The organism is uncultured Algibacter sp. (assembly GCF_947487575.1).
GTDB lineage: Bacteria > Bacteroidota > Bacteroidia > Flavobacteriales > Flavobacteriaceae > Algibacter_B.
On record NZ_CANKXG010000004.1, the window covers coordinates 278,029 to 299,380 of the forward strand.

General features: G+C 31.4%; 23 protein-coding genes. 15 read left to right on the forward strand and 8 right to left on the reverse strand.

Annotated elements, in window-relative coordinates; genetic code table 11:
• Position 1 precedes the first annotated feature (1 nt).
• Positions 2-844, reverse strand: coding sequence for a UDP-2,3-diacylglucosamine diphosphatase (locus tag Q0870_RS06060; protein ID WP_298553396.1), 843 nt, complete (start codon positions 842-844; stop codon positions 2-4).
• A 175-nt stretch (positions 845-1,019) separates the two neighbouring features.
• On the opposite strand from Q0870_RS06060, the gene aroC reads away from it, so the two are divergent.
• Positions 1,020-2,081, forward strand: a complete 1,062-nt coding sequence (gene aroC, locus Q0870_RS06065; protein ID WP_298553398.1) for a chorismate synthase — start codon at positions 1,020-1,022, stop codon at positions 2,079-2,081.
• A gap of 346 nt (positions 2,082-2,427) precedes the next feature.
• Here the strand turns inward: aroC and Q0870_RS06070 are convergent, their stop codons facing one another.
• The gene (locus tag Q0870_RS06070; RefSeq protein WP_298553400.1) at positions 2,428-3,309 is read right to left on the reverse strand and encodes a lysophospholipid acyltransferase family protein; all 882 of its coding nucleotides are present in this window, start codon (positions 3,307-3,309) and stop codon (positions 2,428-2,430) included.
• A 61-nt stretch (positions 3,310-3,370) separates the two neighbouring features.
• Between Q0870_RS06070 and Q0870_RS06075 the strand changes: the two genes are divergently transcribed.
• Positions 3,371-4,021 (forward strand): rhomboid family intramembrane serine protease, encoded by a 651-nt coding sequence (locus Q0870_RS06075; protein WP_298553402.1) that lies wholly within the window; start codon positions 3,371-3,373, stop codon positions 4,019-4,021.
• A gap of 66 nt (positions 4,022-4,087) precedes the next feature.
• Here the strand turns inward: Q0870_RS06075 and Q0870_RS06080 are convergent, their stop codons facing one another.
• Entirely contained in the window at positions 4,088-4,870 is a 783-nt protein-coding gene (locus Q0870_RS06080; protein WP_298553404.1) for a hypothetical protein, read from the reverse strand.
• A 239-nt stretch (positions 4,871-5,109) separates the two neighbouring features.
• On the opposite strand from Q0870_RS06080, the gene lon reads away from it, so the two are divergent.
• From lon to cmk, 4 genes are all read left to right on the forward strand, one after another.
• The gene (gene lon / locus Q0870_RS06085; RefSeq protein WP_298553406.1) at positions 5,110-7,560 is read left to right on the forward strand and encodes an endopeptidase La; all 2,451 of its coding nucleotides are present in this window, start codon (positions 5,110-5,112) and stop codon (positions 7,558-7,560) included.
• A complete protein-coding gene (locus Q0870_RS06090; RefSeq protein ID WP_298553408.1) occupies positions 7,544-8,071 on the forward strand; it encodes a LysM peptidoglycan-binding domain-containing protein in 528 nt (175 codons plus the stop codon). Before lon ends, Q0870_RS06090 begins: the two co-directional genes overlap by 17 nt.
• A gap of 74 nt (positions 8,072-8,145) precedes the next feature.
• The gene (porQ, locus tag Q0870_RS06095) at positions 8,146-9,165 is read left to right on the forward strand and encodes a type IX secretion system protein PorQ (RefSeq protein WP_298553410.1); all 1,020 of its coding nucleotides are present in this window, start codon (positions 8,146-8,148) and stop codon (positions 9,163-9,165) included.
• A gap of 97 nt (positions 9,166-9,262) precedes the next feature.
• Complete coding sequence (gene cmk / locus Q0870_RS06100) at positions 9,263-9,958, forward strand: (d)CMP kinase (protein WP_298553413.1); 696 nt, start codon at positions 9,263-9,265, stop codon at positions 9,956-9,958.
• 91 nt (positions 9,959-10,049) lie between these two features.
• Here the strand turns inward: cmk and Q0870_RS06105 are convergent, their stop codons facing one another.
• Positions 10,050-10,427: a LysM peptidoglycan-binding domain-containing protein gene (locus Q0870_RS06105; protein WP_298553415.1), complete on the reverse strand. Its 378-nt coding sequence runs from the start codon at positions 10,425-10,427 to the stop codon at positions 10,050-10,052.
• Positions 10,428-10,759: 332 nt separating this feature from the next.
• On the opposite strand from Q0870_RS06105, the gene rpsA reads away from it, so the two are divergent.
• The 7 genes from rpsA (at position 10,760) to Q0870_RS06140 (ending at position 17,368) form a co-directional block, all read left to right on the forward strand.
• On the forward strand, positions 10,760-12,619 hold the full coding sequence (rpsA, locus tag Q0870_RS06110) for a 30S ribosomal protein S1 (protein ID WP_298553417.1): 1,860 nt from the start codon (positions 10,760-10,762) through the stop codon (positions 12,617-12,619).
• A 109-nt stretch (positions 12,620-12,728) separates the two neighbouring features.
• Positions 12,729-13,853: a T9SS type A sorting domain-containing protein gene (locus Q0870_RS06115; RefSeq protein WP_298553419.1), complete on the forward strand. Its 1,125-nt coding sequence runs from the start codon at positions 12,729-12,731 to the stop codon at positions 13,851-13,853.
• A gap of 201 nt (positions 13,854-14,054) precedes the next feature.
• Entirely contained in the window at positions 14,055-14,594 is a 540-nt protein-coding gene (gene pyrR, locus Q0870_RS06120; protein WP_298553421.1) for a bifunctional pyr operon transcriptional regulator/uracil phosphoribosyltransferase PyrR, read from the forward strand.
• Between the two features lie 127 nt (positions 14,595-14,721).
• Positions 14,722-15,651, forward strand: a complete 930-nt coding sequence (locus Q0870_RS06125) for an aspartate carbamoyltransferase catalytic subunit (RefSeq protein WP_298553423.1) — start codon at positions 14,722-14,724, stop codon at positions 15,649-15,651.
• Positions 15,652-15,654: 3 nt separating this feature from the next.
• On the forward strand, positions 15,655-15,987 hold the full coding sequence (locus tag Q0870_RS06130; RefSeq protein ID WP_298553425.1) for a ribonuclease Z: 333 nt from the start codon (positions 15,655-15,657) through the stop codon (positions 15,985-15,987).
• A 1-nt stretch (position 15,988) separates the two neighbouring features.
• Positions 15,989-16,453, forward strand: coding sequence for a DUF3291 domain-containing protein (locus Q0870_RS06135; RefSeq protein ID WP_298553427.1), 465 nt, complete (start codon positions 15,989-15,991; stop codon positions 16,451-16,453).
• A 9-nt stretch (positions 16,454-16,462) separates the two neighbouring features.
• On the forward strand, positions 16,463-17,368 hold the full coding sequence (locus Q0870_RS06140; RefSeq protein ID WP_298553429.1) for a ribonuclease Z: 906 nt from the start codon (positions 16,463-16,465) through the stop codon (positions 17,366-17,368).
• Here Q0870_RS06140 and Q0870_RS06145 read toward each other — a convergent pair.
• Entirely contained in the window at positions 17,365-17,514 is a 150-nt protein-coding gene (locus tag Q0870_RS06145) for a hypothetical protein (protein ID WP_298553430.1), read from the reverse strand. The genes Q0870_RS06140 and Q0870_RS06145 overlap by 4 nt on opposite strands.
• 445 nt (positions 17,515-17,959) lie before the next feature.
• Positions 17,960-18,262 carry a DUF3784 domain-containing protein gene (locus Q0870_RS06150; protein ID WP_298553431.1) on the reverse strand — a complete coding sequence of 101 codons (303 nt, stop codon included), beginning with the start codon at positions 18,260-18,262 and terminating at the stop codon, positions 17,960-17,962.
• A gap of 52 nt (positions 18,263-18,314) precedes the next feature.
• On the opposite strand from Q0870_RS06150, the gene pdxH reads away from it, so the two are divergent.
• Together pdxH and Q0870_RS06160 are read left to right on the forward strand one after the other, a co-directional pair.
• A complete protein-coding gene (gene pdxH, locus Q0870_RS06155) occupies positions 18,315-18,962 on the forward strand; it encodes a pyridoxamine 5'-phosphate oxidase (RefSeq protein WP_298553432.1) in 648 nt (215 codons plus the stop codon).
• A 167-nt stretch (positions 18,963-19,129) separates the two neighbouring features.
• A complete protein-coding gene (locus Q0870_RS06160) occupies positions 19,130-19,627 on the forward strand; it encodes a CAP domain-containing protein (RefSeq protein ID WP_298553433.1) in 498 nt (165 codons plus the stop codon).
• A 335-nt stretch (positions 19,628-19,962) separates the two neighbouring features.
• Here Q0870_RS06160 and Q0870_RS06165 read toward each other — a convergent pair whose 3' ends face one another.
• Positions 19,963-20,331, reverse strand: a complete 369-nt coding sequence (locus Q0870_RS06165) for a DUF1801 domain-containing protein (protein WP_298553435.1) — start codon at positions 20,329-20,331, stop codon at positions 19,963-19,965.
• A gap of 20 nt (positions 20,332-20,351) precedes the next feature.
• Positions 20,352-21,326, reverse strand: a complete 975-nt coding sequence (locus tag Q0870_RS06170; RefSeq protein ID WP_298553436.1) for an MBL fold metallo-hydrolase — start codon at positions 21,324-21,326, stop codon at positions 20,352-20,354.
• Positions 21,327-21,352 lie beyond the last annotated feature (26 nt).

Consider the following 21,352-nt stretch of genomic DNA (forward strand, 5'->3'; position numbering starts at 1 on the left):
TTTATTTTTCGGCCTGCTCAACTATAGTAATAGCGGCAATCAAATTTTTAACATCAAAGTGGTCATCTTCATCATCAAATACTATAAAAGGTGCTAATTTATCTTCATTAAAACTATAGATTTTCCAACGTTTAAATTGATATTCAAGTGCTGTGAAATTCTCGATCCAATCACCTGAGTTTAAATACATGGTTTTGCCATATTTATTCTCAAAATATTCCATTTTGGGTTGGTGAATATGACCACAAATTACATAATCGTAATCGTTTTCAATCGCTAGTTCTGAAATCACTTTTTCAAAGTCATTTATATATTTTACTGCACCTTTTACTCCATTCTTTATGCGCTTAGAAAGTGAGTAGCGTTCTTTACCTCGTTTTTCTAAATACCAGTTAACGCCTCGGTTTAAAAGAGTTAATAAGTCGTATCCATATCCGCCAAGTTTAGCTAGCCATTTTGCATTTTGAATAGAAATATCAAAAACATCACCATGAAAAAACCATGCTGTTCTTCCGTCTAATTTTAAAACAGCTTTGTCAACAATAGAAATGTTACCAATGGTTGTACCGCTAAACTTTCTAAGCATTTCGTCATGGTTTCCGGTAATATAAATAACCTCTACACCGTTTGATGCCATGGTCATTATCTTTTTAATAACTTTTAAATGAGCTTTTGGAAAGTATCTTTTGCTAAATTGCCAAATATCAATAATGTCTCCATTAAGTATTAATTTTTTTGGCTCAATACTGTTTAAATAGGTTAATAAATGTTTTGCGTGACAGCCATAGGTTCCTAGGTGCACGTCTGATATTACTACAATTTCTATTTTCCTTTTTATTTTCAATTAGAGTAGTATTAGTACGAAATAAATAACACACTTTATTATTATGTAGTCATTACCATATAATTAATTGTACGTCAGAGGATTGTTAATTTATTGTTATGAGATTTATTAAGCTAAATACGATTTCATTTTCTTATTAATGGGATTAGTTTTATTTTAGCCGAAAATCAAAATTATGGCAGGGAATTCCTTTGGAAAATTATTTAACCTAACCACTTATGGAGAATCTCACGGACCTGCTTTAGGCGGTGTAATTGATGGATGCCCTTCTGGAATTAAATTAGATTTAAATGAAATTCAAAATGAATTAAACCGAAGAAGACCAGGGCAATCTGCTATTGTAACACAACGGAAAGAACCTGATACTGTAAAGTTTCATTCAGGGATTTTTGAAGGAATAACCACAGGAACTTCTATAGGCTTTGTTATTGAAAATACTAACCAAAAATCTCACGATTACTCGCATATAAAAAATAGTTACAGACCAAGCCATGCAGATTATACCTATGATAAAAAATATGGTGTACGAGATTACAGAGGTGGCGGACGTAGTTCTGCTAGAGAAACCGCATGTCGTGTTGTTGCTGGTGCCATAGCTAAACAAATGCTAAAAGACATTGAGATTACAGCTTATGTTTCTGGCGTTGGAAATATAAGGTTGGATAAACCATATAACGAAATAGATCTTACAAAAGTAGAGTCAAATATTGTGCGTTGTCCAGATCAAGACATGGCAGCAAAAATGGAAACTTACATTAAAGAAGTACGCGGAAAAGGCGATACAGTTGGTGGTATTGTAAGTTGCGTTATAAAAAATGTACCGGTAGGTTTAGGCGAACCGGTGTTCGATAAATTGCATGCAGAATTAGGAAAAGCTATGTTATCGATAAACGCCGTAAAAGGTTTTGAGTATGGTAGTGGTTTTCACGGAAGCACCATGTATGGCAGCGACCATAACGATGCCTTTAATAATGATGGTTCAACAAAAACCAACTATTCTGGTGGTATCCAAGGCGGAATAAGTAACGGTATGGATATCTATTTTAATGTGGCTTTTAAGCCTGTAGCAACACTAATTCAGAAATACGAAACCATCGATAAGGCTGGAAACACTGTAGAAATGCAAGGTAAAGGACGTCACGACCCTTGTGTTGTTCCGCGCGCGGTGCCTATTGTTGAAGCTATGGCTGCATTGGTTTTAGCCGATTTCCATTTAATTAATAAGCTTTATAATTAATTTTTTTAGAAGCTATTTCCCGCTTTCCGCTATATCTTTTTAAAATTACGTCATTGCAAGGAGTATGCGACGTGGTAATCTGTTAATTAACAGTTTCAAATCAAAAAATGTTGTTCTTAAGTTTTAAAAAGGATGCCGCTTCAATCGGGGCTAAATTACCCGCCAAAGCAATTACTTTGAGCTAACTTGAGTTAGATTAACCAAACCATAAAACGCCTTTACAGATTTACTCACGTAAGTGATATTAGTGGATAGTCCACAGCTTGATCCCGATAGCTATCCGGAGAAGTGCGAGGACTTGTAACGGATAGCCCGACCCCTTGTGGGTAACGCCCAAATTATTTATTTAACTAGGTTTTTTACCAGCATGTTTCCAACGTTTGTGAGTCCAGAAATAATATTCTGGTGCTTCGTAAATTTGTTCTTCAACACGCTTTAAATATAAATCGGTAAGTTTAAAATCTGTGTAGTCTTGACTATTGCTAATAATATCAGTAAAAGTAGCTTCGTAATAACCTCGTTTTACCTTTTTAACTTTTAAAAAAAGCGTTACCATATCTAAGCGTTTAGCAAGTACCTCTGCACCAACATGAACAGGAACCTCGATACCCATAAAATTTTGCCAATAAATAGCTTTTTTAAGTTTTGGAGACTGATCAAAAACAAAACCATTAAGGGTTAATTCGTTATTTCTTTTTGCATTTATAAGTGTTGGAAATGTTTCTCTTGTAGTAATTAAATAACTATTATACTTAGCACGAATGCGTTTTACAAGGGCATCAAAATACTTGTTACTAAGCCTCTTGTAAACAGCGTAACCTTTATGTTTTATGTGTGTTTGTAGAATAAAAATCCATTCCCAACTGGCGTAGTGTCCCATAAACAAAACAATACTTCTATGCTCTTTTTCAAGCTTATGAATCTCCTCAACATTAGTAAAAACATAGCGCTTTTGCATTTCGGTTTGAGAAATAGTAATAGATTTTATAGCCTCAACCATCATATCACATAAATGATGATAAAAACGTTTTCTAATGGCTAATATTTCTTTTTCTGATTTATCTGGAAGTGCAAGCTTTAAGTTATCCAGAACAACATGTTTTCTATAACCAATAATGTAATAAAGTAACCCATAAAAGCCATCAGATAATAAATACAATATTCTAAAAGGTAATATAGATATTATCCATAAAAGTGGATAAACCAGAATATAAACTAGAAATTGCATGAATTAGTTTTAGATTTGTAGCGCAAATATAAATTAATTTGATTTTAAACGTTCTAACCTTATGGGTAATTTAGATTTAGTAACCATTATAATTATTGCAGCGAATGTGATTATCTCTTATAAAGGTTTTAGTGATTATGGTTTTTTTGATAAGTATAAATTCAATGTAGGTGGTGTTAAACGCGGGGAACAAGTAAGGTTGCTTAGTTCTGGTTTTTTGCATGCAGACACGCAACACTTATTATTTAACATGTTTTCGCTATACTTTTTTGCAGATGTTGTTATAGCTCTTTTAAGTCCAATTCAGTTTTTATTAGTTTATTTTGGAAGTCTTTTAGTAGGTAATTTATTATCGCTTTATTTCCATAAAAATGAATATCATTATAGCGCAGTAGGAGCAAGTGGAGCGGTAAGTGGCGTTATTTATTCAGCCATATTATTACAACCAGGAATGAACTTATATATGTTTTTTATCCCTATACCAATTCCTGCATACATCTTCGGTATTGGCTATTTATTATATTCAATTTATGGCATGAAAAATAGAATAGGTAACATTGGTCATGATGCGCATTTTGGAGGGGCTGTTGGTGGTTATTTGATAACCTTATTATTATCACCTTGGTTATTTGAAACCAATTTGCTCATGATTGTTTTATTAGCAATTCCAATTATTATTTTGTTTGGGTTGAAGAAGCTAGGGAAGATATAAGTATTTCTAAAATAAAAAGGCTAATTCAATTATTGAGTTAGCCTTTTTATTTTAGAAATACTTATATTATTCATAGATATATTCAATTAAAGTTTCTTCCTCAAGCTCTCCATCGTAGAAATCTTTATAAATGGCAGTAATTGGATATCCATTTTCATTATACGTGTAGTCATATGTTTCTTTATAAATATCGACAAAATCATTATCTGTTCTTTCTTTTATGTTTTCTGTAAAGCCTTCTAAGCCGCCAAAATCAATTGATACCAGATTTATGACCTCCATTTGTTCAACATTTTTAAAAACACCATTTTTATTATCATACTCAAATATTAATTCATAATCATCATCATCATCATTAACTTGACTTATTATATTCTTTCCATCATAGGAAATAAGATTTGTTCTGCTTAAAGTAGTTTGAGAATTTAAATCACCAATATAGGCATCTAATTTGATAGTATTATTTGAATTATGAGTAAACTCATATCTAAAAGTATTATTATCAATTATATGCAGGATATAGCTACCTATTTTATCATCTTCATTGTATGTAATTATTGTGTAGGCATCAACTACTCCATCAATAGTTGAATTTACTCTCACTAAATTACCATTTTCATATAAGTAATCTGTAAAGGAACCACCTCCATAATCTACGCTAACTAATTTATTGCCATCATAACTAAATGTTTCAGAATATTCATCAATAGTTCCTTTATTATAAACTATTTTCTTTAATAATGTATTATCAGTAGTTTCCTCATCATCATCTTTATCATTTGAAGATTCAGTACTACAAGCAAAAAAAGTAGCACATAGGATAAAAAGTAGGAATTTGTTAAATTTCATTTTATATAATTTTTGAGTTACAAAGGCGCAAATGTAGTCTTATATTCTTACATAACTAGATTTAATTAGTAAATTTAGATGAACAACATTTAATTATTGGCACAGCTATTGAATTTATAGTTATGTTGGATATATTGAATTTGTTTAAAATCGCTTATATTCAGCGGTTTAATGTATTTTCTATAAACGTGAATAAATGCTCAATCTAGTTTTAATGACAGATTGACCTAAATATAAATATGAAGAAATCTAAATTTACTACCCTTGACAGTTTGTCATTACAGGAATTTGATGAAAACTCAGAGTTAATTCCGTTAATGACACCCGAGGATGAAGAAGCAATAAATAATGAAGAGTTACCAGAAACTCTACCAATTCTATCATTAAGAAACACTGTGTTATTTCCAGGTGTTGTTATTCCTATAACAGCAGGTAGAGATGCCTCAATTAAGCTAATAAATGATGCTAATAAAGGCGGAAAAGTTATTGGCGTCGTAGCCCAAAAAGATGAATCGGTTGAGAAACCTACTGCAAAAGATATTCATGAAACGGGAACAGTTGCCAGGATTTTACGTGTTTTAAAAATGCCAGACGGCAACGTAACGGTAATTATTCAAGGTAAAAAACGTTTTAAAGTAGCTGAAGTGCTTACTGAAGAGCCTTATATGAACGCTACGATAAGAGATATTCCTGAAGCAAAACCAGCTCAAAAAAACAAGGAATTTTCAGCTATAATTGACTCTATAAAAGAGTTAGCTTTAGAAATAATTAAGGAAAGCCCAAATATTCCAAGTGAGGCTTCTTTTGCTATTAAGAATATTGAAAGTAATTCATTTCTGGTAAACTTTGTATCTTCAAACATGAATCTTTCTGTTGACGAAAAACAAAAGCTTTTAGAAATTGACGACCTTAAAAAACGTGCTTTAGCTACGCTTAAGTTTATGAATGTTGAGTTTCAGAAATTGGAACTTAAGAATGATATTCAGTCTAAGGTTCAAATGGATATGAGCCAACAACAGCGTGAGTACTTCTTGCATCAGCAAATGAAAACCATTCAAGAAGAATTGGGTGGCGTGAGTCATGATGAAGAAATTGATGAAATGAAAGCTAAGGCTAGCACGAAGCTTTGGGATGAAGATGTAGCAAAACATTTTGAAAAAGAAATTGCCAAAATGCAACGTATGAATCCACAAGTTGCTGAGTATTCTATTCAAAGAAACTATTTAGAACTATTTTTAGATTTACCATGGAATGAGTTTAGTAAGGATAAGTTCGACCTGAAACGTGCCATGAAGATTTTAGACAGAGACCATTTTGGCTTAGAAGATGTAAAACGAAGAATTATAGAATATCTGGCTGTTTTAAAACTTCGTAATGATATGAAATCACCAATTTTATGTCTTTACGGACCTCCAGGAGTTGGGAAAACATCTTTAGGAAAATCGATTGCTGAGGCATTAGGGCGTGAGTATGTTCGAATTTCTTTAGGTGGTTTGCGAGACGAAGCGGAAATACGCGGACATAGAAAAACATATATTGGTGCTATGCCAGGACGTATTATTCAAAGTTTAAAAAAGGCGGGCACATCAAACCCAGTTTTTGTCTTGGATGAAATTGATAAATTGTCAAATTCGCATCAAGGAGATCCATCATCCGCTATGTTGGAAGTATTAGATCCAGAACAAAATAACGAGTTTTATGATAATTTTTTAGAAATGGGTTATGATCTTTCTAAAGTTATGTTCATTGCTACTTCCAATAGTTTATCAACTATTCAGCCAGCTTTGCGTGATAGAATGGAAATCATAAACGTTACTGGTTATACTATAGAAGAGAAGGTGGAAATTGCAAAACGCCATTTATTACCTAAACAATTAAAAGAGCACGGTTTAACGGATAAGCATTTAAAAGTAGGTAAACCTCAATTAGAAAAAATTGTTGAAGGTTATACTCGAGAATCTGGTGTTCGTGGGTTAGAAAAACAAGTTGCAAAAATGGTACGCTATGCGGCCAAAAATATTGCCATGGAAGAAGACTACAACATCAAAGTATCTAACGAAGATATTATTGAAGTTTTAGGTGGTCCAAAATTAGAACGTGATAAATACGAAAATAACAATGTTGCTGGTGTGGTAACTGGTTTAGCATGGACTCGTGTTGGAGGTGATATCTTGTTTATAGAATCTATTCTTTCAAAAGGAAAAGGCACAATGAACATTACCGGAAACTTGGGTAAAGTCATGAAAGAGTCTGCTACTATTGCTATGGAGTATATTAAATCTAATGCTGATAAATTTGGAATTGATATTTCCATTTTTGAAAAATACAATGTACACATACACGTGCCTGAAGGTGCAACTCCAAAAGATGGTCCTAGTGCGGGTGTAACCATGTTAACCTCATTGGTTTCACTTTTTACTCAAAAAAAGGTAAAGAAAAGTTTAGCTATGACTGGCGAAATTACACTTCGAGGTAAAGTATTACCTGTTGGCGGCATTAAAGAAAAAATATTGGCAGCAAAACGTGCACGTATTAAAGAAATTTTATTGTGTGAAGATAATAGACGTGATATTGAAGAAATTAAACCAGAATATTTAAAAGGTTTAACGTTCCATTATGTAACGGATATGAGCGATGTTATTGATATTGCGGTAACCAAGCAAAAAGTACAGCATGCAAAAAAATTATAAGATTTTAGTATTAATTATGGTTGTTCTAACCTGTAAATACAATTTGCAGGCGCAAACCAAAATTATTTATAAAGATGTTCTATTAAATGGAAAACCAGCAAAGTTAAATGTAGCTACTGGAGAGTTTACATTAATTGACTCGAGTGGGAATGATTCAATTGTTAATGCTCGAAAAAGCAATGAAGATAATTCAATAAAAAGGTTGAATTATCATACTGTAAAGCCAGGAGACAATTTGGCGATAATATCACAGCAGTATGGGCTTACAATTAATAAAATAAAAGAAGTTAATAATTTAAAAACAACTTTGGTTAGTGTTGGACAGAAGCTTCGTGTTAGAAACTTTGATGAAGAAGAACAAAGTAATTTAGATGATATTTGGGTGGTTTCAAAAGGAAACACATTGTACTCCATTTCAAGAAAAACGGGTGTAAGCATTGAAACTATTAAGCTTTTAAATGGGTTGAAGAGTAACCATTTATCAATAGGGCAAAAGCTGTATTTAAAATAGAAATATAGATTTTAAAAAAATAAACTAAGGATGCTGACGTTTTAGTATAGATTCATTTACTTTGTATCCCAAATATGCTAAGGAAAATTATTACCTGTTTTTGTTTAACATTAGCGTCTCTCACAATGGCACAGGTTGGAGGAGAAGCAACATATCAATTTCTTAATTTAGTGTCATCACCTCGTCAAGCAGCACTAGGAGGTAAGGTTTTAACTAATGTTGATTATGATGTTACGCAAGCTATCTATAATCCAGCTACCATTAATGCTGAAATGGATAATCAATTAGCTTTAAATTACACAAGCCATTTAGGTGAAATAGGATATGGAACAGCAGCTTATGCTTATACGCTAGATAGGCGAACTCAAACGCTTCATGCTGGTATTACTTATGTAAATTATGGTTCTTTTGATGGTTATGATGAGATAGGCAATTCTACGGGCACATTTACTGGAAGTGAAACAGCACTGTCGTTTGGATATGCTTCACAAATTGGCTATTCTGATTTTTATTTTGGTGCAAGTATAAAATTAATTACATCAAAATTAGAGCAGTATACTTCATTTGGTGCAGCTGCAGATTTAGGTTTATTATATATTAATGAAGAGCTAGATTTTAATGCCGCTTTAGTAGTAAGAAATTTAGGTTCTCAAATAACAACTTATGCAGGCTTAAACGAGAAATTACCATTTGAAGTCGCGTTTGGAATGTCTCAACGCCTAGAAAATGTACCAATTCGTTGGCATGTAACTTTAGAGAACTTACAAGAATGGCCAATTTCAAGGCCAAATCCAGCGCGGGCAACAAGTGATTTGTCTGGAAATCAATCTTCAGAAGAAATTGGGTTTTTGGGTCAAGTTATAAGGCATACTATTGTAGGTGCAGAATTATTTCCTGAGGGTGGTTTTAATATTAGGCTAGGATATAATTTTAGAAGAGGCGAGGAATTAAGGATTATAGATCAACGAAACTTTTCGGGATTATCCGCAGGTATTTCTATAAAAATGAATAAAATGCGTTTTAGCTATACACATGCAAAGTATACAGGTGCTGCAAACTCAAATTTTTTCGGTTTGCAGATAGATTTAAGGTAAATACTACTATAAATCAAAGGATATTATTTTTAACGTTATGCATTTCTAAACTTTAACATACTTTAATTATTTTAGCGCACTCAAGGCACTAATACGAATGAATAAAATAACCATTGCTATAGACGGGTTTTCCTCAACAGGTAAAAGTACAGTTGCAAAACAACTGGCAAAAGCATTAGGTTATGTGTATGTAGATACAGGAGCTATGTACCGAGCGGTAACTTTGTATGCCATGCAAAGCGGACTTATAAATAATTCAGATTTTAATGTTGAAGCTTTAATTTATCAATTATCAAATATTAATATTAGTTTTAAGTTTAATGCTGCTTTGGGGTTTGCCGAGGTTTATTTAAATGATGTTAATATTGAAAAGAAAATAAGGACACTAGAAGTTTCAAGTTTTGTAAGTAAAGTAGCTGCAATATCTAAGGTTCGTAAAAAATTAGTTGAGCAACAACAAAAAATGGGTCATGATAAGGGAGTGGTAATGGATGGTAGAGATATTGGAACGGTTGTTTTTCCTGATGCTGAGCTTAAATTATTCATGACAGCTTCAGCCGAAACTAGAGCAGAGCGTCGTTTTCAAGAATTAATAGAAAGAGGTGATAAGGTAGATTATAAAGATGTCCTACAGAACGTTCAAGAACGCGATTATATTGATTCTAATAGAGCAGATTCTCCACTAATAAAAGCAAAAGACGCTATTGAAATCGATAATTCTCACATGAGCCTAGATGAACAATTCAATAAAATTTTAAAATTAGCAAATATGACTATTGAAGATTTGGAATAAACACAAGTTTGTACCAAGTTTTCAATTTCAAAAAAAAACGAACCCTTAAATGAATAAAGATTCGTTTTATAAATTTATAATTATTGTATTTCTATAAATTAGGAATAATCAATTCTTGATCTGGGTGAATTACATCTGGATTTTTTAAAATATCAGTATTTGCTTTAAAAATATCTTGATACTTAGAAGCCTTTCCATAATATTGGATTGCAATTTTCCCTAAAGTTTCACCGCTTTTTACAGTATGCCTTGCGTAAACGCTTTCATCGGCAACTGATATGTTTGCTATAATATCTGATGGATTATCTCCACCAATAGTTTTTATTTTGTCCCAAAGAATATCTTTTTCATATTGCGTATTAGCAGTCCCTTTAATTTTAAGTACACCATTTTCTTCTGTTATATTGCCATCTTGAATGTTTAGTTCTTCTCCTAAGTTTAATACGTCTTGATACTTTGCTTTAACCATGATTTGAATTTTTTTAAAGTGTTAATTTGTAATCAACAATATAATAAATTATTCGAATTATATAAACAAATAATGATTAAGATATTGTTTCTAATAAATATGACACATTGTAACTATAATAGTCACAGTATTTTATTTTCTCATTTTTAGGTAATTATATCAATATTATGTATTTTTGCACTCCTTTTAGCGAATCGTCAGGAATATAAAAGGAATGAAACTAAAAATAATATAACACTTCTGTGTGTTAATCGCTTAAAATTCCTGAAACATAGCAGAATACAAAATGTAGTGCCAATACAACCTGTAAAGGCATTACCAAATTATCTTAAATGGCTGAAAAAGCAAAACAAGCTGAAGTTGAAGCAACAGATGCACCAGCAGTAGAAGCTCCAGTAGTATCTGAAGCACAAGCAAATCCTGAAAAGTTTTTAAAAGAATTTAACTGGCACAATTACCAAGAAGGTATTGATGAGGTTGACGATTTACAACTTAAAGAATTTGAAAAATTAGTAGCAGAAAATTTCGTTGATACTTTAGATGATGAAGTAGTTGAAGGCACAGTAGTTCATATTTCTGATAGAGATGCAATTATTGACATCAACGCAAAGTCTGAAGGTGTTATTTCTTTAAACGAATTTCGTTACAATCCCGATTTAAAAGTAGGAGATAAAGTTGAAGTATTAATTGATGTACGCGAAGATGCTACAGGACAATTAATATTATCTCACAGAAAAGCACGTGTAATTAAAGCATGGGATCGTGTAAACGGTGCACATGATACTGGTGAAATCGTTAATGGTTTTGTAAAATGCAGAACTAAAGGTGGTATGATTGTAGATGTTTTTGGAATTGAAGCATTCTTACCTGGTTCTCAAATTGATGTTAAACCAATTAGAGATTACGATCAGTATGTAAATAAAACTATGGAATTTAAAGTTGTGAAAATCAACCACGAATTCAAAAACGTAGTAGTATCTCATAAAGCGCTTATTGAAGCTGATATTGAGGAACAAAAGAAAGAAATTATTGGTCAATTAGAAAAAGGTCAAGTACTAGAGGGTATTGTTAAAAATATCACTTCTTACGGTGTATTTATTGATCTTGGTGGTGTTGACGGATTAGTTCACATTACAGATTTATCTTGGTCTAGAATCAATCATCCAAATGAGATTGTTGAGTTAGATCAAAAATTAAATGTTGTAATCCTTGATTTTGATGAAAACAAATCAAGAATCCAATTAGGTCTTAAACAATTATCTAAACACCCATGGGAAGCGCTTGCAGAAGAGGTGAAAGTTGGTGATAAAGTAAAAGGTAAAGTAGTTGTAATAGCTGATTACGGTGCATTTATTGAAGTTGCTGATGGTGTTGAAGGACTAATTCATGTTTCTGAAATGTCTTGGTCTACGCATTTACGTTCTGCTCAAGATTTCGTTACAGTTGGTGATGAAGTTGATGCAGTTATCTTAACTTTAGATAGAGAAGATCGTAAAATGTCTCTTGGTATTAAGCAATTAACGCCAGACCCATGGACAGATATCACATCTAAATACCCATTAGGCTCTAAGCACACAGGTATTGTACGTAACTTTACAAATTTTGGTGTTTTTGTTGAATTAGAAGAAGGTATTGATGGATTAATTTACATTTCTGATTTATCTTGGACTAAGAAAATAAAGCATCCATCTGAGTTTTGTGCTGTAGGTGATAAGTTAGATGTTATTGTACTTGAATTGGACGTTGAAGGACGTAAATTAAGTTTAGGTCATAAACAAACTACTGATAACCCTTGGGATAAATATGAAACTGAATTCGCTTTAGGAACTGTACATAAAGCTGCTATTACTGAAATAGTTGACAAAGGTGCTACTATTGATTTTAACGAAGATATTATTGCTTTTGTACCTTCTCGTCACTTAGAGAAAGAAGATGGTTCTAAACTTAAGAAAGGTGAAGAAACAGAATTCAAAATTATTGAATTTAACAAAGAGTTTAAAAGAGTAGTTGCTTCTCATACTGCTATTTTTAGAGAAGAAGAAATTAAGAATGTAAAAGCCGCTGTTAAAAAGCAAGCTTCACAAGCTGCCGAAGCAAAACCAACTTTAGGTGATGCAAATGATGCTTTACAAGCTCTTAAAGATAAAATGGATGGAAAAGAAGCAAAACCTGCAAAAGCTAAGAAGAAGTAATTCTTTCTGAAATTCATTTATAATATTAAAGCCTCACAGAAATGTGGGGCTTTTTTTTATGCTTAAATTTGTGATACAAATATTACTTTTTAAATTATTATATTTATTTATGAAAAATTTCCTTGTTTTATTATTTATCCTGTCTGTTTCTAATTCCATTTCTCAAACTGTAGCTTATGACTCAGAATATTTTGGATGGAATAATATTGATTGTGTTGATTTAAACTATAATATACCTCAGGTTATAGGACATCAAAATAATGTAGAAGTGACCTTTTTTCTGTCTATTAGTGATGCTCAAAACAATGTAAATCAAATACCTAGATTCTATAGCTATACAAGTGATAATCAGGTATTATTTGCTAGAGTAACTAATTTAAGCGATACAAGTTTCGCAATTTCACAAGTAACTTTAAACTTAAGTCCTATAGGTTTTCCGCCCCCAGGATACATACAGTATGATATCTGCGACATTGATAATGATGTTCAAGAAATTGTTTATTTAAATAATTTAACAACTATTAGTGGCAATAGTCCTGCCTTTAATAATAGTTTTTGTGGACTATTTGATAATCAGATAGTAACAACTTTTTACACTACGGAGCAAGACGCAGAAAATCAAACTAATTCACTAAATGAAGTGTTTCAGTTAACTCAAAATACTGATATTTACTATAGAATCTCTAATACTGCAAATGCTGATGTTATGATTCATTATTTTGGCTTAACCTTGCAATCTTGTGTAGTAGTTGATGTTGATAATGATGGCTTAGAAAATTACGAAGAAGATTCAAATAGAAACGGAAATTATTTTGATGACGATACTGATAAAGATGGATTAATGAATTATGAAGACTTAGATGATGATGGAGATGGTATTTTGACTATTCAGGAAGATTACAATGGAAATGGAGACCCAAAAGAAGATGATACAAATTTTAACGGTATTGCTGATTATTTAGAAGCAAATGTAACATTAGGAAATACATTTGTTGATTCTGTTGTTTTTAAAGTATATCCAAACCCAGTTATAGACAGGTTATTTATAGAATCAAACGTGTTTTTTAATGCGGTAAGCATCTATAATATTTCAGGTTCTTTGGTTAAAGAAATAAAAATTAACAAACTTGAAAGCAATATTCATGTTTCAATGAAAACTATTTTATCAGGAACTTATTTTATTAAAATTAATTCATTTAACGGTATTATCTACAAAAGGTTTATAAAACAATAAGCTAATTTAAGATACGAACTTTAGCTGATACGTGCGCAAGGGATAGTAGTGGATAGCCCACAGCCCGACGCAGGAGGTGCGAGGACTTGTAACGGATAGCCCGACCCTTTTAGGGATGCGCCCAAATAAAGATTATTGCTATTGGTTTTTACTTCTAAAATTTTGCATTACCTTTGTACCCCGAATACGTTTGGATAGTATATGAGTCAAAAAGTTTTACTTAACGCAAAAGAGGTAAACATCATTCTTCATCGATTGGCTTGTCAACTTATTGAAAATCACAACGACTTTTCTAACACGGTACTCATTGGTTTACAACCACGTGGCGTGTTTTTAGCAGATAGATTAGCGAAAATTTTAAGAGAAGAATATAGGGTTGAAAACATTGAATTAGGTCATTTAGATATCACTTTCTATAGAGATGATTTTAGAAGAGGTGACAAAACTTTAGAAGCCAACTCTACAAAAATCAACTTTTTAGTTGAAGATAAAAATATTGTATTTATTGATGATGTTTTATATACAGGACGCAGTATTAGGGCAGCTTTAACGGCAATACAATCTTTTGGAAGACCTAATGAAATAGAGCTTTTAACGTTAATTGATAGACGTTTTAGTAGACATTTACCAATACAACCAGATTATAGAGGCAGACAGGTAGATGTTATAAATAATGAAAAAGTAAAAGTAAACTGGAAAGAACATGATAATGAAGATTCAGTTTACTTAATTGAAAAATAGAATTAAGTTTGAAGATAGGAGCACGAAGTTAGAAGTTCTTGTCAGGTTGAGTCTTTCGTCTGTCGCTCAAGACAGGCTAAGTCGAAACCTATATAATAAGTAAATAAAAACAGCTAATAGTATAACAATGAGCGAATTAAGTGTCAATCACTTATTAGGAATTAAATATCTTCAAGAAAAAGATATCCAACTTATTTTTGAAACAGCCGATCATTTTAAAGAAGTGATTAATAGACCCATTAAAAAAGTACCTTCGCTTAGAGATATTACTATTGCTAATCTGTTTTTTGAGAATTCAACCCGAACAAAATTATCTTTTGAACTTGCTGAAAAACGTTTGTCTGCAGACGTTCTTAATTTTTCATCTTCACAATCTTCAGTTAAAAAAGGAGAGACTCTTATTGATACGGTAAACAACATTTTATCTATGAAGGTGGATATGGTTGTAATGCGCCATCCAAATCCTGGAGCGGGTGTGTTTTTATCTAAGCATGTTAATGCTAGTATAATTAACGCTGGCGATGGAGCACATGAACATCCAACACAGGCCCTGCTAGATTCGTATTCAATTAGAGAAAAACTAGGAGATGTTAAAGGAAAAAAAGTTGTTATAGTTGGAGATATTTTGCACAGTAGAGTGGCGCTTTCAAACATCTTTGCGTTACAATTACAAGGTGCTCAAGTTATGGTTTGCGGACCAAAAACATTGATTCCTAAGTACATAAATAATCTTGGAGTAAAAGTTGAAACTAACTTACGTAATGCATTGAATTGGTGTGATGTAGCAAATATGCTTCGTGTGCAAAATGAACGTATGGATATTAGTTATTTTCCTTCAACAAGAGAATACACACAACAGTTTGGTGTAAATAAAGATTTACTGAATTCTTTAGATAAAGAAATAACCATTATGCATCCTGGACCAATAAATAGAGGTGTAGAAATAACTAGCGATGTTGCAGATTCAAAACAATCTATTATATTAGATCAAGTACAAAACGGTGTTGCAGTGAGAATGGCCGTTATTTATTTACTAGCATCAAAAATAAAACAATAGATTATGATTTTTGAACAAAAAGAGAATACTACTATAATTACTCAAGAAAAGGTTTCTGTTATAGAATTAGTTAAAAAGCTACAAGTTCTATACCCGAAATATAAAAACAATAATATTATAATTGCTTTAACGTCTTTTGATGTTTTAACGAAAGCAGAAATTGCAGAGTTTTTACAGTTATCAACTACACATAAAGCTGCAAAACATTCTTTTGTGATTGTTTCAAATAAAATAGATTTAGATATTGTGCCAGATCAAATGGTTGTAGCACCTACCATTCAAGAAGCTCATGATATTATTGAAATGGAAGACATGGAACGCGACTTAGGTTTTTAAAATGAACACATTACATCTTGCTGAAGTAAATATAGCTAAACCACTGGCTCCAATGGATAATCCCATTATGCAAGATTTTGTGAATAATGTTGATAAAATGAACGCTATTGCTGATGCAGCAGATGGATTTATTTGGAGATTACAGGATGAGGATAAAGACGAAGCAACTGCTATTTTTCAAGATGACTCCCTAATAATTAACATGTCTGTTTGGGAAAATTTAGAATCACTTTTTAACTACACTTATAATTCTGGACATATAAAAGTTTTTAAACGAAAAAAAGAATGGTTTAGTAAAATGAAAATGATGCACATGGCATTTTGGTATGTTCCAGAAGGGTATGAGCCTACTTTTCAAGACGCTAAAAACCGTTTGGATTATTTAAATAAGCATGGTGACACACCTTATGCTTTCTCATTTAAAAGCAAATTTACTAGTACTGATGCATTAAACTATAAACACTAACCTAACTTTATGAAACTAACCATTTTAGGTTGTTATAGTGCAACACCGCGTACTTTAAACAATACCACATCTCAAGTATTAGAAATAAACAACCATATGTTTCTAATTGATTGTGGAGAAGGTACACAAGTTCAATTGCGCAAGCATAAAATTAAGTTTAATCGAATTAAACATGTTTTTATATCGCATTTGCATGGCGACCATTTTTTTGGCTTAGTAGGTTTAATTTCAACGTTTAGATTATTAACACGAGAAACCGATTTGCATATCTATGGACCAAAAGGTATCAAAGAGATAGTAACGCTTCAAATGAAACTAGCCGATTCTTGGACTAATTTTAATTTGTATTTTCATGAGTTGACCTCAAAGAAATCTGAAGTAATTTATGAAGACGATAAGGTTGAAGTACATACCATTCCTTTAAACCATAGAATTTATACTAATGGCTATCTATTTAAAGAAAAGGAAGGTTTACGTAAACTAAAAATGAATGCTGTTGAAGATGCAAATATTAACGTAGCCTATTATAGAAAACTAACGCAAGGTTTTGATGTTGAGAATGAAGACGGAGTAATCATAAAAAATGAAAGTGTCACTAAACCTGGATTAAAACCAAAAAGTTATGCATTTTGTAGTGATACAATGTACAAAGAAGACATTGTACCCATTATAAAGAATACTGATGTTTTATACCATGAATCAACCTTTTTAGAGCAACATGCACATTTAGCAGTAAAAACGAAGCACTCAACAGCAAAAGAAGCTGCAACTATTGCAAAACTGGCCAATGCCGACACTTTAATACTTGGCCATTACTCTACACGTTATGGGAATATAGATGCTTTTAAAGACGAAGCAAAAGTTGTTTTTGACAAAGTAGAATTAGCCGAAGATGGTAAAATTTTTGAATTTTAATTAAATTCCTTCAAGCTTTCCATCCAACCAATGGCTTCTTTTAATGACATACATCGTTTTATACTTCTATTAGTAAATTGTTTTTCTATAGATGCATTCATGTAATTTGAATTATTATAAATAACGATTGCGCTTGCAACAATCAAATGATAATTTTTTTAATTTTTATCCAATTACAGGGGGCTGTGGAGTAGTGATTTATTCGATTTGAAATGTATCCAATTTGTGAATCATTACCATAAAAATTAATTATCTAATCGTAAATTAGTTTTGTTTTTTCCCAATCAAAATGAATGCCTTCATGTAGTTCACCAATAAAAAAATTTTCACATAAATAATAAGTACCAAATTGCATTTCTAGTTTAGTGAATTTTCTGACTTTACTAAACGAGTAACTTTTAAAGGTATATTAAGTAGAAAAAATGTTTCCAACAAGGTAAATTTTATAGTACAAAACCACAAAAAAGACATGTTATTTATAACTGGTTTTAGAAGAAGAATTTTCAGATTAGGTAAGTCCTAATATTTTGCAACCTCTTTCTTAGGTTTATCAATGTTTATAGAACAAGTAAATTTCAGTTTAATTCTTTTTTAATTGGTATTAGTGGCATTTGCAAGAGTATAAAATAACCCAAAAACTATAATTATAATCCCTACTAAAATTCTGTATAAAAGCGCTACGTCTAAAAAGTAGCATATAACTCTAGCTATAATTACTAAAGCACCAGTTATTATTAGTCCGTTGTGTATAAAGGTTGAAAAATTTTTAACGTCAATCTTCTTTTTTTCCTCTGTAGACATTGAATTATATCCAGCAATTAAGTTTGGGTATTTTTTTACTAAAAGACCACAAATAATAAAAATGAAGCCTATAAGGGGTTCTGCAAAAAGCATTTTATGTAAATTTGAACATATAAATATAATATTTATTTCGCAGACATTAATAATGGAAAAGGATCTAAGCAATTATAGAAAATCTTACGAGAAAAGTGAACTTCTTTTAGATGAAGTGCCAGAAAACCCTTTAGAATTGTTTCAAAAGTGGTTTCATGAAGTTGATACCCATTTTGCAGAAGATGAAACTAACGCCATGACTATTTCAACCATAGGATTAGATGGTTTTCCGAAGAATAGGGTAGTGCTATTAAAAAAATATACTTACGAAGGTTTTATATTTTATACCAATTATGAAAGTGAAAAAGGGAAGGCTATTGAAGCTAACCCAAATGTTTGTTTGTCCTTCTTTTGGCATGGGGCAGAAAGACAAATCATTATAAAAGGTAAAGTCGAAAAAATTGCTGATAATTTAAGTGATGGTTATTTTGAATCTAGACCACGCGGTAGTCAATTAGGAGCCATAGTATCCAACCAAAGCGAAGTTGTTAAAAATAGACAACAGCTTGAAGATAAACTCAAAAAAACAGAAAAACAATACCAAGGAAAAGAAATTCTTAGACCAGACCATTGGGGAGGCTATATAGTAAAACCAGTAGAAATAGAATTTTGGCAAGGCCGTCCAAATAGATTGCATGATCGTATTCGTTACGAACTTCAGGTTGATTATAACTGGAAAATAAATCGTTTATCTCCTTAAAACATCGACTAAATACATATTTAATTGCATCAATAGTGTGATTCATCGATTAAAAACATATAAAATCGACAAACAACATGTTTTTTATCGATTTTAACACTTCATTAACATTTACTTCAAGGCTAGGCGGTTAATTTTACATAACCAAATCTAAATAAACTTAACCTATGAAGTTGTTTACTAATCTACCATTTATGGTATTTCTAGTTGTTTTTAGCCTGTCTTCATGTACAACGGACAACCTTGATGATAAGGCAGAGACTATGGAACTAAGCCTCATTAATCCTGAGAAAAAAGCTATTGAAGTTGAAATTCTAGAACTTTTAAACAATCACAGGTTGTCATTAGGTTTAAATCCATTAGAGGAAATGACTATTGTAAAATCTGTGGCTCATAGTCATACAGATTATATGGTTGACAATGATCAAGTATCACATCATAATTTTTTCACACGAAGTGACTATTTAAAATCTAAAGCTGGCGCAAAGAAAGTTTCAGAAAATGTAGCTTTTGGGTATAGTTCGGCAGAAGCTGTAGTAAGAGCATGGATAAGAAGCGAAGCACATAAAGAAAATTTAGAAGGCGACTATACAAATTTTGATATATCAGCAGAAAAAAATGCAGAAGGCAGATGGTATTTTACTAATATCTTCATACAGAAATAATAGTATTTAAGTAATAACACTGTATAACCTCTTATTGACTGATTAATAGCTATAATAAAATCAATTTGGTTATAATAGTAACGCAATTGTTATTAAACTTAACATTAGAAAACATCCTCTCAGGTACTGAGATGATGTTTTATTTAAATCTCTTCATAATTTTTGTCATTTATACATAACCAAAAAGAATTAGATTGGAGATTAAAATGAGTTGCAAATCTTTATTATTTCGTATTGTGATTTTCTAATGCTATTTCTAGTGTGAGTATATTGGTTAAAGCCCGTTTAGTTTAACATTTTAAGTCATATTTGATAGAGATTTTTTCTAACAAAAATTATTTTACTGTTATCGTGCCTTTTCTATATAAATCTAAAGCACTATTTAATAACGATTTAACAGTTTTTATTGGAATATCACGGTTTGGGTTAACTCTAAAGATTTTCATGCGCTTACGAGTACCTATTTCCAATTCTGGATGATTTAAATGCTCACCTTCAACAAAAAGCATATAAGGTTCTTCTGTTTTCTTATCTACCCATAAATAGCAAAACATTTTCTTTTTAAAGCAGAAACAAGGCATACCATATTTTGTTGTTTCGGTTATGTTTTTATCTTGTTTTAAAATAATATCTCGCAAGGTTAATAAACAGCTTTTGTTTGGTTCTGATTTATTAAAATAAAAGTTATTTTTAAGAGTATTCATAATTTAAATTAACAGTTAATCTACAAATCAAAAACATCATTAACTTTTCCGATTCTAAAACCTAATTTTTCTACTATTTTGGCTTCACTACTATTTGAATTAATTACAGGATTGGTATGATTAAAATGAATAAAAATTACTTTATTCTTTTCATAACTGTTTAAGTTTTTAAACTCTTCTAGGCTTTCAATAATAAAAGGGTGAGGAATTTCAGAAATATCTCTGTTATCTATTTCTTTTCCACTATAAAAAGTAGCATCTAAAAAAGCATAATCTACTTTTTTAATTTCTTCAATAATATCTTTATCCCACTTATGCCATTTATCAATATCTGGAATGAATAATGCGCTTCTATTTGGGCCATTAATTTTATAACCTACAGTTTCAGAATATTCATCTCTATGTGGTACTAAAAATGGAGTTACTTGAATAGAACTTGACAATTGAATGGCTTTTTCATTTTCCATTTCATTTATTAGAATATTTTCTCTTGCAATAAGTTGACTCCACGGGCCATTATTAATTAGAAATTCCTTCATTCTTGGCATCGCATAAACTGGTATACTCTTAGCATCCATAGCTTCTTTACCCAGAAACATTAAGCCCGTATAATGGCCAATATGTGCATGAGTTAAAAAGATACCGTCAACAATTTCTTTATTACTTTTTGTTTCATATTTAGTAAGCATTTTTGTTTGCTTCACTATATCTGGAGTTGCTTCAAATAAATAGGTTTCGCTATTCGGAACATCAATGAGCCCTAAAGAAACTACTTGTCTATTATTATCGATGTTTTCAAATAAATTTACACAGCATGATTTATTACAACCTATTTGCGGAGAACCTGCATCTTGAATCGTTCCGAGTATAACAATGGAACTGCTGTTTATATTTTTCTCTTTGATGTTTTCTTCTTCAGAAGTATTTATTGTAGGCTTTTTGTTTGAACAAGAAAAAATAAAAACTAGAATTAAAAGGATGTTAAAACTTCTCATTTTTTATATCTAAAATATCTTAATAA